Source organism: Paraburkholderia antibiotica (assembly GCF_012927125.1).
Classification (GTDB): domain Bacteria; phylum Pseudomonadota; class Gammaproteobacteria; order Burkholderiales; family Burkholderiaceae; genus Paraburkholderia; species Paraburkholderia antibiotica.
This window is the reverse complement of record NZ_JABBFZ010000001.1, coordinates 315,467-330,269: the sequence shown is the minus strand read 5'-3', so window position 1 is coordinate 330,269 and position 14,803 is coordinate 315,467. Positions and strand designations below refer to the sequence as shown.

At 66.6% G+C, this 14,803-nt stretch carries 14 protein-coding genes; 10 read left to right on the top strand and 4 right to left on the bottom strand.

Translation table 11 applies throughout. The annotated features are described in order from the left end of the window. Positions 1–111 precede the first annotated feature (111 nt). From HHL14_RS01550 to HHL14_RS01530, 5 genes are all read left to right on the top strand, one after another. Positions 112–588 (top strand): CreA family protein, encoded by a 477-nt coding sequence (locus HHL14_RS01550; RefSeq protein ID WP_169495830.1) that lies wholly within the window; start codon positions 112–114, stop codon positions 586–588. A gap of 103 nt (positions 589–691) precedes the next feature. Then, complete coding sequence (locus HHL14_RS01545) at positions 692–1,534, top strand: helix-turn-helix domain-containing protein (protein ID WP_169495829.1); 843 nt, start codon at positions 692–694, stop codon at positions 1,532–1,534. A gap of 249 nt (positions 1,535–1,783) precedes the next feature. Continuing rightward, on the top strand, positions 1,784–2,545 hold the full coding sequence (locus HHL14_RS01540; RefSeq protein WP_169495828.1) for an AzlC family ABC transporter permease: 762 nt from the start codon (positions 1,784–1,786) through the stop codon (positions 2,543–2,545). Then, positions 2,542–2,865 (top strand): AzlD domain-containing protein, encoded by a 324-nt coding sequence (locus tag HHL14_RS01535; protein WP_169495827.1) that lies wholly within the window; start codon positions 2,542–2,544, stop codon positions 2,863–2,865. The genes HHL14_RS01540 and HHL14_RS01535 overlap by 4 nt, the downstream gene beginning before the upstream one ends. 450 nt (positions 2,866–3,315) lie before the next feature. Next, on the top strand, positions 3,316–4,086 hold the full coding sequence (locus HHL14_RS01530) for a DUF4088 family protein (protein ID WP_169495826.1): 771 nt from the start codon (positions 3,316–3,318) through the stop codon (positions 4,084–4,086). Positions 4,087–4,106: 20 nt separating this feature from the next. Here HHL14_RS01530 and HHL14_RS01525 read toward each other — a convergent pair whose 3' ends face one another. The 3 genes from HHL14_RS01525 to HHL14_RS01515 form a co-directional block, all read right to left on the bottom strand. Continuing rightward, the gene (locus HHL14_RS01525; protein WP_169495825.1) at positions 4,107–6,302 is read right to left on the bottom strand and encodes an ATP-dependent helicase; all 2,196 of its coding nucleotides are present in this window, start codon (positions 6,300–6,302) and stop codon (positions 4,107–4,109) included. Positions 6,303–6,503: 201 nt separating this feature from the next. After that, positions 6,504–6,767, bottom strand: coding sequence for a hypothetical protein (locus HHL14_RS01520; RefSeq protein WP_169495824.1), 264 nt, complete (start codon positions 6,765–6,767; stop codon positions 6,504–6,506). 50 nt (positions 6,768–6,817) lie between these two features. Then, positions 6,818–7,390: a hypothetical protein gene (locus HHL14_RS01515; RefSeq protein ID WP_169495823.1), complete on the bottom strand. Its 573-nt coding sequence runs from the start codon at positions 7,388–7,390 to the stop codon at positions 6,818–6,820. A gap of 327 nt (positions 7,391–7,717) precedes the next feature. Between HHL14_RS01515 and HHL14_RS01510 the strand changes: the two genes are divergently transcribed. Beyond that, positions 7,718–7,936: an RNA-binding S4 domain-containing protein gene (locus tag HHL14_RS01510; protein ID WP_075301915.1), complete on the top strand. Its 219-nt coding sequence runs from the start codon at positions 7,718–7,720 to the stop codon at positions 7,934–7,936. 184 nt (positions 7,937–8,120) lie between these two features. Here HHL14_RS01510 and HHL14_RS01505 read toward each other — a convergent pair whose 3' ends face one another. Next, positions 8,121–8,294 (bottom strand): hypothetical protein, encoded by a 174-nt coding sequence (locus HHL14_RS01505; RefSeq protein ID WP_169495822.1) that lies wholly within the window; start codon positions 8,292–8,294, stop codon positions 8,121–8,123. Between the two features lie 218 nt (positions 8,295–8,512). Between HHL14_RS01505 and HHL14_RS01500 the strand changes: the two genes are divergently transcribed. From HHL14_RS01500 to fumC, 4 genes are all read left to right on the top strand, one after another. Then, a complete protein-coding gene (locus HHL14_RS01500; protein WP_169495821.1) occupies positions 8,513–9,925 on the top strand; it encodes an MATE family efflux transporter in 1,413 nt (470 codons plus the stop codon). A gap of 353 nt (positions 9,926–10,278) precedes the next feature. After that, entirely contained in the window at positions 10,279–11,238 is a 960-nt protein-coding gene (gene panS, locus HHL14_RS01495) for a ketopantoate/pantoate/pantothenate transporter PanS (RefSeq protein ID WP_169495820.1), read from the top strand. 442 nt (positions 11,239–11,680) lie between these two features. Continuing rightward, a complete protein-coding gene (locus HHL14_RS01490; protein ID WP_169496280.1) occupies positions 11,681–13,297 on the top strand; it encodes a phospholipase D family protein in 1,617 nt (538 codons plus the stop codon). Positions 13,298–13,356: 59 nt separating this feature from the next. Next, positions 13,357–14,754: a class II fumarate hydratase gene (fumC, locus tag HHL14_RS01485; protein WP_169495819.1), complete on the top strand. Its 1,398-nt coding sequence runs from the start codon at positions 13,357–13,359 to the stop codon at positions 14,752–14,754. The last annotated feature ends 49 nt before the right edge of the window (positions 14,755–14,803 follow it).

Below are 14,803 nucleotides of genomic sequence, written 5' to 3'. Positions count from 1 at the left end.
TGGAGCGGTTCGCCCCGCCTGGTTCACGGGTCGTTATACGATGGCGGCTGCGCGGCGCGCGCTTCACCGCTTCGCGCAGTCGCCCCACTCCACGCACTCACCCGCACGCCCATGAAATCCACCTCGCTACGCATCGCACTCGCCGCCGCCGGCGCATTACTGCTGTCGACCGCGCACGGCGAAGAAGTCGCCAGCGTCAATACGAACTTCCGTGTCACCGGTTCCGACCGCGTGGTCGTCGAGGCGTATGACGATCCTGTCGTGCAAGGCGTGACCTGCTACGTGTCGCGCGCGCGAACCGGCGGCGTGAAAGGCACGCTCGGCATCGCCGAAGATCCGACCGAGGCGTCGATCGCATGCCGCCAGGTTGCGCCGCTGCATTTCACCGGCCCGGTCAAGCAGAAGGACGACGTGTTCTCGGTGAGCATGTCGCTGATTTTCAAATCGCTGCACGTGGTGCGCGTGGTCGACACGAAGCGCAACACACTCGTGTATCTGACCTACAGCGACCGCGTCGTCAGCGGTAGCTCGAAAAACAGCGTAAGCGCGGTGCCGATGCCAGCCGGCACGACGATTCCCGTCAAGTAACTGAAACCGGCGCGAACCGGGCGGCGCACAACGGTAATCGACACCGCGCGACACCGCACCGCCCGCGACGCGCTACACTGACCGGTCCAGCCGGATTTCCGTCATGACCGCTACCCCTCGTTTCCGCGATTCCGCCCGCTACTGGCGCACGCCGCTGCTGCCGGGCGCGGATCTGCTCACCGCCGAATATCGCGACCACGAGTTCGCGCCGCATTGGCACGACGCGTACACGATTCCGGTGATCGTCGCGGGCGCGGAATGCTATCGGTATCGCGGCGAGCATTACGTCGCCGAAGCGGGCAGCGTGCCAATCATCAATCCGGGCGAACTGCATACGGGGTCGAAGGCGGTCGAGGCCGGGTGGCGGTATCGCGTGATGTATGCGCCCGTCGAGTTCATTCGCGAGCTTGCCGACGAGGTCGCCGGCAAGCCGCAGACGCTGCCGTGGTTCGAGCCCGGCGTGATCCGCGATGCCGATCTGGCAACGCGCCTCGCGCGCGCTCACCGTCTGCTCGAAGCCGGCGACGATCCGCTCGCCGCCGAAGCCGCGATGCTCGACGCCCTGTCCACCTTGCTGGTCCGCTATGCGCAGACGCGGCCGGCCTCCGCGCGCATCGCCACCGACGACACCCGCGTCGCGCTGATGCAGGAGCGTCTGACCGGCGATCTCGTCGAGGCCGTCACGCTCGCCGAGGTCGCGAAGACGGCGGGTCTGTCGCCGTTTCACGCGGCGCGGCTGTTCACACAATCGACCGGTTTGCCGCCGCATGCGTGGCGCAACCAGGTGCGTTTGCAGCGCGCGCTCGCTCCGTTGCGCGCGGGCGTGTCGGTCACCGACGTCGCCGCCGCGAGCGGTTTCACCGATCAGAGCCATTTCACGCGCCATTTCCGGCGCATGTTCGGCGTGCCGCCGGGGCAATGGCAGGGGACGCATCGCGGCCCCTGACGGGGTGCCCTTCGCCCTTCGCCCTTCGCCCTTCGCCCTTCGCCCTTCGCCCTTCGCCCTTCGCCCTTCGCCCTTCGCCCTTCGCCCTTCGCCCTTCGCCCTTCGCCCTTCGCCCGCAGCCCGCAGCCCGCAGCCCGCAGCCCGCAGCCCGCAGTGCAGCGTACACAGAGTAACCGCGCCTCTCGCCGCAAGAACGTACAAGCCCAATCGCTCCACTCTCGCTATGCTTCCGGAATCAAGGAGGCTAGATTGACCGATTCAACCCAAGGCCAGGCCACCCGCCCGGGCCATCTCAAGGAATTCACCGCCGGCGCGCGCGACATCATCCCGATGATGGTCGGCGCCGCGCCGTTCGGCGTCATTTTCGGCACGCTCGTCACGTCCGGGCCGCTGCACCTATGGCACGGCCAATTGATGTCGCTCGTCGTGTTCGCCGGCTCCGCGCAGTTCATCGCGCTGGGCCTGATCGCCGGACACGCGAGCTTCGCCGTGATCTGGGCGACCACGCTCGTCGTCAATCTGCGTCACGTGCTGTATAGCGCGACGCTCGCGCCGCACGTCGCGCATCTGCCCAAGCGCTGGCGCTGGGCGCTCGGCGCGCTGCTCACCGACGAGGTCTTCGCGGTCGCGTGGGAGCATTACCGGCATCGCGAGCCGGGCACGGTCGGCCCGTATTACTTCTTCGGTGCCGGCGCCGCGATGTACCTGAACTGGCAATTGTGGACCATCGCCGGTCTGCTGTTCGGCGCGGCTTTTCCGGGCCTGCAATCGCTCGGGCTCGACTTTGCGATGGTCGCGACGTTCATCGCGATCGTCGTGCCGCAACTGGTCGCGCTGCGCTACATCGCGGCGGCGGCCACCGCCGGCACGCTGGCGTTTTTCTGGCAGGCCTGGCCGTACAAGCTCGGTCTGCTCGGCGCGGTGTTCGCGGGCGTCGCGGTCGGCGTGCTGCTGTCGAGTTCGCGTCTGAACCTGCGCGGCGCGCGCCGCACTGCGGAGGTCACGCGATGAACTACGTCGTTCTGATCGTCGGCATGGCCACGATTACCTGGGTGATCCGCGCGGCCGTGTTCGTGCTCGGCGACCGGCTGGTGTTTCCGCCGCTCGTTCGCACCGCGCTCGGCTTCGTGCCCGTCACCGTATTGACCGCGATCATCGTACCGATGGCCGTGTCGCCGCATGGCGGCAACGCCGAGCTGAGCTGGCGCAATCCGCAACTGGTCGGCGCGCTTGCTGCGGTCGTCGTCAGTGCGACGACGCGCCGGCCGCTGCTGACGATCGCGGTCGGCCTGGTCGTGTTCTTCGGGTGGCAGTTCCTCGTGCTGAAGTAAGCGCGCGTCGTCTCCGCTTAACCTCTCCGCCAGTCCCCGGCGGCCTGTCGACTCTCTTGTCGTGTCGGGCCGCCGCTTTTCCCTTCTTCCTCGCTTTCCCGCTTTCCCGCTTTCCCGCTTTCCCGCTTTCCCGCTTTCCCGCTTTCCCGCTTTCCCGCTTTCCCGCTTTCCCGCTGCCAGGCCGTCCCCTGCGTCTACCACCCCGGCCCTCTCCCCACACAACCCGACCCCGCCCTCCAAAACCGCCACACAACACACATCCGCCCTCAAGTTTCCCGCTCTTGCGCCGATATGCAGTCGAGGTCCGCTCATCGGGATTCGTCCCGCTGGTGAGGCGGCAACAGGCTGGAATACACCGCGTCGGCAGTCGACGTCGCGCCGCCCCGGTCCGCGCGCGGCCGGGCGATATCGCGACGGCGCGCCGTGCGGCAGCATTAAACGGGATAACACATGGGTCAAATCACCCTCAAGCTCAAGGACGAGACCGTCGCGTCGTTGCGCAAGGATTTCGATGCGTTTCTGCGGGTATCGCTGAAGCTCGATCCGCAGTTCGCGACGCCGTCGTTCGAGGATTTCCTGCGCGCGAAACTGCTCGACAACATGGTGCCGCTCACCGAGCACGCGGTGCAGCGGATGCTGCAGGGCGGTCAGTACGCGTGGGCCAAGCGCACGCTCGACAAGGAATTCCCCGACGTGGTCTCGATCCTGATGCGTCAGGCGGGCGAGTTCGGCTTCGGCTTCGCCGCGCGCTCGGAATGGACGCCCGAGGAACTCGCCAAGCAATGCCGCGACTGGGCGGCGGCGATCGTCAAGGAAGCGGAAGGCGACACGACGCTGGTCGATCCGCTGGCGTCGCAGATCAAGAGTTCGGTGCAGGACATCCAGGCGCTCGAGGAAGTGATGCAGACGCCGGCGTGGCGGCTCGTCGAATCGCTGCGTCAGCGCGTCTATGAGGCGAAGGTCGCGTGCGAGACGAGCGTCGGCAGCACCGCGCGCGAAAAGCTTGGCGAACTGCGCGGGCTGTTGCGGCTCGGTCTTTCGCACGGCACGTTCCAGAAGCAGGAAGCGCAGCAGATCATGGAGTATCTGCGACTCCTGAAGCCGGAAATTTTCGTCGAAGAACCGTACGACGTGTTCTCGCGGCTCGCGGCCTGGTTGCGCAATTTCTTCGTGCCGCCGCGACCGGTCGCGCAACAGCAGCAACAGCGGCAATCGCATTGAGTGTGGGGCCGCCGCCCCGCTCAATCCCACATCTTCCTGAGCTTCGCCCCGATCTCAATCTTCGCCTGCGCGGCAGCGGCCAGCCCCGCGGCGCTCGGCGCGCTCGCGACCGGCACGCGCGGCCACGCATAGGCATCGAACAACGGCAGCATCGGCGTTGTAATGAAACGCGTGCGCGACGCCCACACATGGCGATCGCCCAGATGCGTCTGGTTGTGCACGTAAAAACGCTGCGGCACGACGATGTGCAGGTCTTCCTTCGCACGCGTCATCGCCACATACAGCAGCCGACGCTCCTCGTCGATTTCCTCGTCGCTGCCGGTGCCGAGATCGGACGGAATGCAACCGTCGACGCCATTCAGCACGAACACGTTGCGCCACTCCTGCCCCTTCGCCGAATGGATCGTCGACAGGATCAGGTAGTCCTCGTCGATGAGCGGCACGCCGGATTCATCGCTGGTCGCGTCGGGCGGATCGAGCGTCAGTTCGGTCAGAAAGCGCTCACGCGACGGATACGTGCCGGCGATGCTCTCCATCTGCAGCACGTCCGCGTGGCGGATCGCGGCGTCCTCGTGATTGCGCTCCAGATGCGGCTCGTACCAGCGCCGCACCATTTCGAACTCGGCGGGCCACGGCGTCTGCCGCCCGTACACGCTCGACATCAGCTTGACGAACGGATGCCAGTCCTCCTGCGCGCGCGCCGGCGCGGCAAACCCGGCGAGCGCCGCGAGCGCGCCGCCGGTCGTCGCAAGCGGATCGCTCACGCCGGTGCCGGCGCGCGCCGCGATGTCGTCGAGCAGCTTCGCGGCGGTGGCGGGGCCGACGCCCGGCAATAGCTGCACGACCCGAAAACCGGCGACGCGGTCGCGCGGATTCTCGGCCCAGCGCAGCACCGCGAGCACGTCCTTCACGTGCACCGAGTCGAGAAATTTCAGGCCACCGAATTTGACGAACGGGATGTTGCGGCGGGTCAGCTCGACTTCGAGCGCGGCACTGTGATGCGCGGCGCGAAACAGCACCGCCTGCGACTTCAGCGTCATCCCCTGCTCGCGCGCTTCGAGCACCTGCTCGACCACGTAGCGGGCCTGCGCGGCCTCATCGGCGACGGTTACGAGGCGCGGGCGCTGCGCCGACGCCTTGTCGGTCCACAGGTTCTTCGTGTAGCGCTCGCTCGCGAGTTCGATCACCGCGTTCGACGCCGCCAGAATCGGCGCGCTCGAACGATAGTTGCGCTCCAGCGTGACCTGGCGCGCGGGCGGATCGAACTGCGCGGGGAAATCGAGGATGTTGCGCACGGTCGCGCCGCGAAACGAGTAGATCGACTGCGCGTCGTCGCCGACCACGGTCAGGCCGCGGCCATCCGGCTTCAGCGCGAGCAGGATCGACGCCTGCAGCCGGTTGGTGTCCTGATATTCGTCGACCAGCACGTGATCGAAACGCGCCGACAGATCCGCCGCGATCGCGGGCTCGGCGGCCATGTGCGACCAGTAGAGCAGCAGGTCGTCGTAGTCGAGCACGCTCTGCTTCTGCTTGGCATCGACGTATGCGGCGAACAGCCGGCGCAGATCGTCTTCCCACTCGCGACACCACGGAAACGCGCTGTCGAGCACCTGGCCGAGCGACGCGCCGGTATTGACGACGCGCGAATAGATCGCGAAACAGGTGCCCTTGGCCGGGAAGCGCCGCTCTTTCGCGGACAGCCCCAACTCGTGGCGCACGAGGTTCATCAGGTCGGCGGAGTCTTCGCGGTCGTTGATCGTGAACGCGGGCGCGAGGCCGATCAGGTCCGCGTATTCGCGTAACAGCCGCGCGCCGACGCTGTGGAAGGTGCCCGACCATGTGAGCCCCTGCGCGAGGGCCGCACGGGCGGCCGCCTGAGCTCCGACTCCGACTCCGCCGACTCCGCCGGCCGTGGCGGTCGCGGTCGCGGCTGCGGTGATGCGTGTAACGCGGCGGATCATTTCGAGCGCCGCGCGACGGGAAAAGGTCAACAGCAGGATGCGCTGCGGATCGGCGCCCTTCACCACCAGATTGGCGACGCGGTGCGCGAGCGTGTTGGTCTTGCCGGAGCCGGCGCCGGCGATCACCAGCAGCGCGCCCGGCGGCGAGTCCGCGGTGTCGGTGCCGTATTCGACGGCTTCACGCTGCGCGTCGTTGAGTTTCGCGAGCCAGGCGGCGGTATCGAACGGCGGAGCGGATTCGGCGACGGTGGACACGGATCGGTTGGCGTAGGGATGAATTCAGGAGGCGACGCACACTGTATATCCATACAACCGCCGGCGACAAGCGCCCTTTTTTCCTGGGCCCAAACGCTGAAAAAACACGGCTCAGCCACGCGATGAACCGACGGTCCGCGATGGCGCGACCGCCGGTTTGTGCTGCCCTTTACTTCGCTTTGTTTCGTTACTGCTGCTTCGTTACTGCTTTTTCGCGTCCTTCAGGTTGGCGTCGGCGTTCGCCTTGTCGGCGTCGGCCTGGGCATCGGTTTTGGTCTTGTCGGCCTTGGCCTGCGCGACCGCGGCCTTCTTATCGGCCTTCACCTGCTCCTTGGCGGCCTTCTTGTCGGCATGCGTGGCGGGCGCCGCGGCCGGATCGGTCGTCTGCGCAAAAACGGCCGACGACAGGCAACCCGCGATCAACACGGCGTAAAGACGGTTTCTGGTGGTACGGGTGATGTTCATGGATGACCTCCCTGGTCGAAACATGCTGCCTGACTGGTTAATGCTTCGGCTTAATGCTTCGCCTCAGCACCCTCGGCCTGCACATTCGCCTGCCCTTCCAGATCCATCTTCATTGCGTTGTTAGCGCTTTGCTTGTCGGCCTTCTGATTCAGCTTCGCGCCGCGTACCTGATCCTTGTACTGGTCCTTCGCGGCCTTCTGCTGCGCCTTCATTTCGGTCTTCGATGCCTTCTTCGACGCGCGATACTCGGCATTCGCCTTGGCGTCAGCCTCGCGTTTCTGGACCAGCGGATCGGTCGAGCCGGAAGCGGTCAGACGGGTCGGCGGCGGGGGCGGCTCGACGCCTTGCGCAGCGGGCGCCTGCATGCCCTGAGTGGCGGCGGCCGACGGCGGCACCTGCATACCCGGCGCGGCCGCAGCCGGCGACGGAACCTGCGGGGCCTGCAGGCCCGCGGCCGACGGCGGCGCGATGTCGACCCCACCCTGGGCCTGCGCCTGGGTCGGTGCCTGGAGTTGTGCCTGAGCGCCGATGCCTGCTGCCGGCTGCGCGGTCTGCGCGACGGCGGCGGTCGCGGCGAAAGCAGTAAGGGCGGTACCGATCAGGAGCGAACGAATCTGGGTCATGGCTATCCTCTCTTTTAAGAGTGTGGTGACACGGGCGAACTGTCCGGCCTCGCGATGACGGGATGTCCCGCGCGCCTCGTCCGGTCTACGCATCGCTGGAAACAGGCCGGGGGGCGATCCCGGAAATCCAGCGTGCTTTACTTGCTGAACTGCACTTTAGGAGTGAATTCGATCTGGAGCGACTAGCGTTACGGAAGGTTTCACTTTCCGACAATTGCATAACATCTTCTTTCAATTGCTTGCGCGACGCTCGCGACGCCTCACCCGCGCGCCGCTTGCTTTATGATGCGAACCCCGATCGCGACCCTGCCCGAAGGTGCAAACGCCATGCCCAACCTCAATTTCACGCTCACCGGCGACTATGTCGAACTGCACAATCTGCTGAAGATTACGGGCCTCGCGGACAGCGGCGGCTCCGCGAAGATGATGGTCGCGGACGGCGCGGTGACGGTCGACGGCCGGGTCGAGACGCGCAAAACCTGCAAAATCCGCGCGGGCCAGGTCGTGCTGCTCGGCGACACGCGGATCGCGGTGCACGAGGGTTGATGGCGGGAAGCGCTGCGATGTGAGTCCACGCTAACGTACACGGCCAGCCTCGCTCTCGCTCTCGCTCTCGCTCTCGCTCTCGCTCTCGCAGTCGCGCCGCCGGAACCGGAGCCGGAGCCGGAGTCAGCGCTAATCCACTACACACCGGCCACCAGCAAAAATCCCCGCCGTACCCCGCCGCCAATCACCGCGGCACCTCACCCCCCACCATTCCGAGAATTCGCAGCAGCGCACGCACCACAAGCGTGCGTTCTCCATCGACATCGGTCGGGCGACACAATAAGCTGTCGGTTTCGACAGCAAACTGACGGATCACGCCATCGGCAAGCAAGGTCGCGGAGTCGGCCAACCGGCTCATCGGCTCAATGACTCATCGGCTCCCCATCGCGGCGCGGCTTTTTTCGCGTCGCCCGCTTCGCCGAGCCGCCTCAATCGGAGCCGGAGCCGGAGCCGAAGCGGAGCCAGAACCGACGAGCCGCCCGCGAGCGCGCAACAACACGCGCCGCCGTCGCCGCCACGTCCGCTGCATTTGCCACATCCGCCGCGCTGTCGCCACTTTCCGCGCTCAGACGGTTCATGACTCAATCCAGCTTCGCCCGGGTGACCTCCCGGGCGCCGACCCTCTCCCGCCACGCGGCCGATACCGCGCGGCTCGCCGCGCCGCTCGCGATCGCGCAGCTATCGCAGATGGCGATGAGCGTCACCGACACGATCCTGCTCGGCTCGCTCGGCCCCGACGCGCTCGCCGCCGGCGGCCTCGGCGCGAACCTGTTTTTCGTCGTCGTCACGCTGTTGCAGGGCGTGCTGACCTCGGTCAGCGTCAGCGTCGCGCACGCGCGCGGCGCGCAGGACGACGGCCGGGTGCCGCACATCTACTGGACCGGCTTCGTGCTGTCGGTGCTGCTGTCGGTGCCGGCGTTCATCCTGCTGTCGTTCGCGTCGCACATCCTGCTCGCGTTCGGCGAGCCCGGCCTGCTCGCGCACAACGTCGGCGAATACGCGGCGGTGCTGCGCTGGGGCGCGCCCGCGAGCCTGATCGGCGTCGGCCTGATGCGCTCGTTCCTGCCGGCGATCGGCGCGGCGCGGCGGCTGTTGTGGGTATCGATTGCGAGCGTCGGCGTGAACGGCTTTCTGAACTACGGGCTGATTCACGGCGCGTACGGGCTGCCGCGACTCGGCTTCCTCGGCTCGGCGGTAGCGACCACGATCACCGTGTGGCTGACCGCGCTGGTGCTGATGGCGCTGCTGCATCTGCGGCCGCGCTTCAAACATTTCGTCGTCGCGACGCGGCCGAAGCTGCCGCTGATGGGTGAGCTGTTCGGCATCGGCTGGCCGGTCGCGATCACCTACGGCGTCGAGTCGACCCTCTTTCTCGCCACCGGGCTGATGGTCGGCCTGCTCGGCGAGTCGCAACTGGCCGCGCACCAGATCGCACTGAACGTGGCGTCGGTGGCGTTCATGGTGCCGCTGTCGATCGGCCAGGCAGCCAACGTGCGGGTCGGCTACTGGGCCGGCGCCGGCCAGCCGCTCGCGGCGCGCCACGCGGGCTTCGTCGCCCTGGCGCTCGGGGTCGGCTTCATGACGCTGTCGGGCATCCTGCTGATCGCGGCGCCGCACTGGATCGTCGGTCTGTATCTGCGGCTCGACGATCCGGCCAATGCGTCGACGGTCGCGCTCGCCAGTTCGCTGCTCGGCGTGGCGGCGATTTTCCAGATCGTCGATGGGATGCAGGCCGTCGGCTCCGGCTGTCTGCGGGGTCTGAAGGACACGCGCGTACCGATGATCGCCGCCGCGTTCGGCTACTGGGCGATCGGTTTTCCGACCGGCTATCTGCTCGCGTTTCACGCAGGGCTCGGCGCGCGCGGGCTGTGGTGGGGGCTCGCGGCCGGCCTCGCGAGCGTCGCGCTGCTGATGACGCTGCGCTTTCACCGGCTGAGCTTGCGACAGGTGCCCCCCGCGCCGGTTGCGCCGCCGGCGCGGCCGGTTTGAGCGCGACAGCAGGTTAAGCCCTACTCCTGAAGCATTCCCTGCAAAGGTAAAATTGCCGCCTCGGCACGCGCACACGCGGTGTGTCGAGGCGCTGCGCGCGCTGGCGGAAGCCTGGCTCGGCTGAATCCCGGCCGAAGCTCAGTTGAATCCCGACTGAATCCCCGGCTTAAGTCCGACCGAACCTAGGCCGCAACCTGGTCGGTTCTGGTCGGTTCCGAGGCTCCGGCCGAGTTCCGTCAAGGCCCCGCCCGGATTCCGCTCGAGCCCGGTCTCCCGTTCGATGACCCGCCAAAGCACGCCGCGCACGCCGTGCCCTCTTCTCGCGATAAAACATAACCAAGGATCCACCCGCCATGCTTGCCCGCGTCACCCGCCTGTTCCCGCTCTGGGCCGTGCTCGTTTCGGTCGCCGCGTATTTCTCGCCGGCGTCGTTCTCCGGCATCGCGCCGCACGTCACCACGCTCCTCACGATCATCATGCTGGCGATGGGCGTCACGCTGTCGGCCTCCGACTTCCTGCGCGTGTTCACGCGCCCCGCGCCGGTGATCGCCGGCATCGTGCTGCACTACCTCGTGATGCCGCTCGCCGCGTGGGTCATTGCGAAGGCGCTGCGCATGCCGCCCGATCTGACCGCCGGCATGGTGCTGGTCGGCAGCGTCGCGAGCGGCACCGCGTCGAACGTGATGATCTATCTGGCGCGCGGCGACGTCGCGCTGTCGGTGACGATCAGCGCGCTGTCGACGCTGGTCGGCGTATTCGCGACGCCGCTGCTCACGCGTCTGTATGTCGACGCGTCGATCGTCGTCGACGTGCACGGGATGCTGATGAGCATCCTGCAGATCGTCGCGCTGCCGATCGTCGTCGGTCTCGTCGTCAATCATCTGTTCGGCAAGCTGGTGCGCAAGATCGAACCGATCCTGCCGCTCGTCTCCATGGTCGCGATCGTGCTGATCATCGGCGCGGTGGTCGGCGGCACGCAGAAGAGCATCGCGTCGGTCGGGCTCGTCGTGATGCTCGGCGTGGTGCTGCATAACGGCATCGGTCTGCTCGGCGGGTATTGGGGCGGCCGTCTGCTCGGTTTCGACGAATCCGTCTGCCGCACGCTCGCGATCGAAGTCGGCATGCAGAATTCGGGGCTCGCGGCGACGCTCGGCAAGCTGTACTTCACGCCGCTCGCCGCGCTGCCGGGCGCGCTGTTCTCGGTGTGGCACAACCTGTCCGGCTCGCTGCTCGCGGGCTTCTGGGCGGGACGTCCGGCAAAGGGCTCGACGCATGTCGACGGCGAGCGCGGACTGAACGCTGAGCGCGGCTGAGTTTCTTGCCGCTGGCCGCGGTTGGGGTGAAGGTGTGCCTCGCCGCGGCCTTCGGTAGACACGCAGCAGTCAAAAGCTGCCGATTCGAGCCGCGGCATTGAATCGGCGCGATCGCTACCGTTGTGCAACCTGACGGCGCAAACGAAGTCCAAACCCTCACGCCTCACAGCAAGCCCCACGCCTTGCTCCTTGCGGCACACATCTCACACTCCTCAGCACGCAACACGCGCCTCGCAGCAGAGCCTCCATCGCACGTCCCCGGCGTCCACGCGCAAGCCCCCTTCCCTCTGCCTCCACACCCCAGAACCCCCAACACGCGCCCCAATTCCCCTTAGAATGGGCTCTCTCGACGACGTGAGCGGGTTCACCGCGCCGCCACGAAAAGCTTGCAAAGCAAGGGGAAAACAGCGTGCAGGGGCAACACGAACAGCATCGGCGCGCGCTGCGCGGCCAGTCGACATTCAGCACAACGAGACATTTTTTCCTGCTGCTGTGCGCAGCGGCATGTTTGACCGCCTGCGCGACCAAGCCGCCCGCCACTGCGTTCGACCGCGAAGTCACCCAGGCGCTGCCCGTCACCGCCGACACGCCGTTGCGTAGCGAGCTTGCGCCGCTCGAGGCGAAGCATCCGCAGCAGTCGGGTTTTCGCGTGCTGTCGAGCGGCACCGACGCGTTGCAGATGCGCATCGCGCTCGCGCGCGCGGCGACGAAAACCCTCGACATGCAGTACTACATCGCCAACGAGGACACCACCGGCAAGCTGCTGCTCGGCGCGGCGCTCTACGCAGCCGACCACGGCGTGCGCGTACGCATGCTGGTCGACGATCTGAACTTCAAGGACATCGACCGCGTGATGGCGGGCCTGAACTCGCACGACAACATCGAGATCCGCGTGTTCAATCCGTTCGGCAGCGCGCAGGAAGGGATGTTCGAGCGCACCACCAACGTGTTCACGCAGATCGGCCACTTCACGCGCCGCATGCACAACAAGGCGATGATCGCGGACAACCAGCTGGCGATCGTCGGCGGCCGCAATCTCGGCGACGAATACTTCAGCGCGAGCGAAACGCTGCAATTCCGCGACCTCGACGTGCTCGCGGCGGGCCCGATCGTCGCCGACGTCTCCGCGAGTTTCGACGACTACTGGAACAGCGGCCTCGCCTATCCGCTGCATGCGCTGAACAAGCAGAAATTCGACCAGAAAGAACTCGACCAGACGCGCGACGATCTGCGCGAGCACTGGCGCACCCATGCCGATCCGTACAACGCCAAGCCGCTGAACGCGACGCCGCTCGCCGCGCAGATCGCGGGCGAACAGTTGGGTCTCACATGGGCGCCGGCCGAATTCAAGGCGGATCGGCCGGAGAAGATCGAGCATCCGTCGCCAGACTACGTGAGCCCGCCGATGCAGCGGCTGCGCGAACTGATGCGCGACGCGCATCACGACTTCCTGATCGTGTCGCCGTACTTCGTGCCGCACGACGCGGGCGTGCAGGCGGCCGGCGAACTCACGCATCGCGGCATCCGCATCGCCGTGCTGACCAATTCGCTCGCCGCCACCGACGCGGTCGCCGTGCAGGCCGGCTACAGTCCGTTTCGCGTGCCGCTGCTGCAGCAAGGCGTCGAGCTGTACGAATTCAAGCCGCACCAGGATACGCCGAACATCGGCATCGTCGGTTCGCGCTCGCGCGCGAGTCTGCACGCGAAAACCTACGTGATCGATCACGAGATTCTGGTGATCGGCTCGATGAATCTCGACCCGCGCTCGGCGAATCTGAACACCGAGCTCGCGCTGGTGATCCACAGTCCCGAGCTCGCCAATCAGGTCGCGCAGATCTTCGAGCGCGCGATCCAACCCGAGACCAGCTATCACGTAACGCTCGCCGACCCGGACCAGCTCGCGTATCTGCGCTCGATCGGCGCGCCGCTGTCACCGCTCGTGTGGACCGACGTCGAGAACGGCGAAAAGCGCACGTATATTTTCGATCCGCAGGCGGGTTTCTACCGGAACGCGCTAACGGGTCTATTCTCCTTATTGCCTGTCAATTCGGAACTCTGAGCGCAACGCAGAGCATCCAAGCAGAACTTTGAGCGCAACCTTGAGAAGCGGAGCCAAACATGACTGAAGACGTGCGGATGGAACGCGACACGTTCGGCGAAATCGCAGTGCCGAACGCCCGCCTGTGGGGCGCGCAGACCCAGCGCTCGCTGCAGAACTTCAAGATTTCGACCGAGAAGCAGTCGCCCGAGTTGATCACCGCGCTCGCGGTGGTCAAGCGCGCGGCGGCCGAGGTCAATCTCGGCCTCGGTGTGCTCGACGAGCAGAAGGCCCGCGCGATCATGCAAGCGGCCGACGAGATCATCGACGGTCAGCATCCGGGCGAATTTCCGCTCGCGGTCTGGCAGACCGGTTCGGGCACGCAGACCAACATGAATCTGAACGAGGTGATCGCGAATCGCGCGAGCGAGCTGCTCGGCGGCGAGCGCGGCGAAGCGCGCAAGGTGCATCCGAACGACGACGTGAATCGCGGCCAGTCGTCGAACGACGTGTTTCCGACCGCGATGCACGTGGCGGCCGCGTACGCGATCGTCAAGCATCTGCTGCCCGCGCTGAAGACGCTGCGCGATACGCTCGACAACAAGGCGAAGGCCTTCGCCGATGTCGTCAAGATCGGCCGCACGCATCTGCAGGACGCCACGCCGCTGACGCTCGGGCAGGAGTTTTCCGGCTACGTCGCGCAGCTCGAGCACGGCATCCGTCACGTCGAGTCGGCGCTGCCGCATCTGTACGAACTCGCGCAGGGCGGCACCGCGGTCGGCACCGGTCTGAACGCGCATCCGAAGTTCGCCGACAGCGTCGCCGCCGCGATCGGCAAGCTGACCGGTCTGCCGTTCGTGTCGGCGCCGAACAAGTTCGAGGTGATGGCGGGCGCGGACGCGCTGGTGTTCGCGCACGGCGCGCTGAAGACGGTCGCGGCGAGCCTGAACAAGATCGCCAACGACATCCGTTGGCTCGCGAGCGGTCCGCGCTGTGGCCTCGGCGAACTGTCGATTCCGGAAAACGAACCGGGCAGCTCGATCATGCCGGGCAAGGTCAACCCGACCCAGTCCGAAGCGCTGACGATGCTCTGCGCGCAGGTATTCGGCAACGACGTCGCGGTGAACATCGGCGGCGCGAGCGGCAATTTCGAGCTGAACGTGTTCCGGCCGATGATCGCGCACAACGTGCTGCAGTCGACGCGCCTGCTCGCCGACGGCGCGCTGAGCTTCAACGACAACTGCGCGGTCGGCATCGAGCCGAATCGCGAGCGCATCGACACGCTGCTCAACGAATCGCTGATGCTGGTGACGGCGCTCAATCCGCACATCGGCTACGACAAGGCCGCGCAGATCGCCAAGAAGGCGCACAAGGAAGGTACGACGCTCAAAGCGTCGGCACTCGCGCTCGGCTATGTGAGCGAGCAGCAGTTCGACGAGTGGGTGCGGCCGAAGGATATGGTCGGGCGCACGGGCTGAGTGCGCGCGTTGCCGGCGAGCCCGCGCGGGCTGCTATGGGTGACCGACG

Bases quoted from the DNA above. Each gene is read 5' to 3' on its own strand.
- HHL14_RS01550 (WP_169495830.1), top strand. From the start codon at position 112: ATGAAATCCACCTCGCTACGCATCGCACTCGCCGCCGCCGGCGCATTA.
- HHL14_RS01545 (WP_169495829.1), top strand. From the start codon at position 692: ATGACCGCTACCCCTCGTTTCCGCGATTCCGCCCGCTACTGGCGCACG.
- HHL14_RS01535 (WP_169495827.1), top strand. From the start codon at position 2,542: ATGAACTACGTCGTTCTGATCGTCGGCATGGCCACGATTACCTGGGTG.
- HHL14_RS01530 (WP_169495826.1), top strand. From the start codon at position 3,316: ATGGGTCAAATCACCCTCAAGCTCAAGGACGAGACCGTCGCGTCGTTG.
- HHL14_RS01520 (WP_169495824.1), bottom strand. From the start codon at position 6,767: ATGAACATCACCCGTACCACCAGAAACCGTCTTTACGCCGTGTTGATC.
- HHL14_RS01515 (WP_169495823.1), bottom strand. From the start codon at position 7,390: ATGACCCAGATTCGTTCGCTCCTGATCGGTACCGCCCTTACTGCTTTC.
- HHL14_RS01510 (WP_075301915.1), top strand. From the start codon at position 7,718: ATGCCCAACCTCAATTTCACGCTCACCGGCGACTATGTCGAACTGCAC.
- HHL14_RS01505 (WP_169495822.1), bottom strand. From the start codon at position 8,294: ATGAGCCGGTTGGCCGACTCCGCGACCTTGCTTGCCGATGGCGTGATC.
- HHL14_RS01500 (WP_169495821.1), top strand. From the start codon at position 8,513: ATGACTCAATCCAGCTTCGCCCGGGTGACCTCCCGGGCGCCGACCCTC.
- panS (WP_169495820.1), top strand. From the start codon at position 10,279: ATGCTTGCCCGCGTCACCCGCCTGTTCCCGCTCTGGGCCGTGCTCGTT.
- fumC (WP_169495819.1), top strand. From the start codon at position 13,357: ATGACTGAAGACGTGCGGATGGAACGCGACACGTTCGGCGAAATCGCA.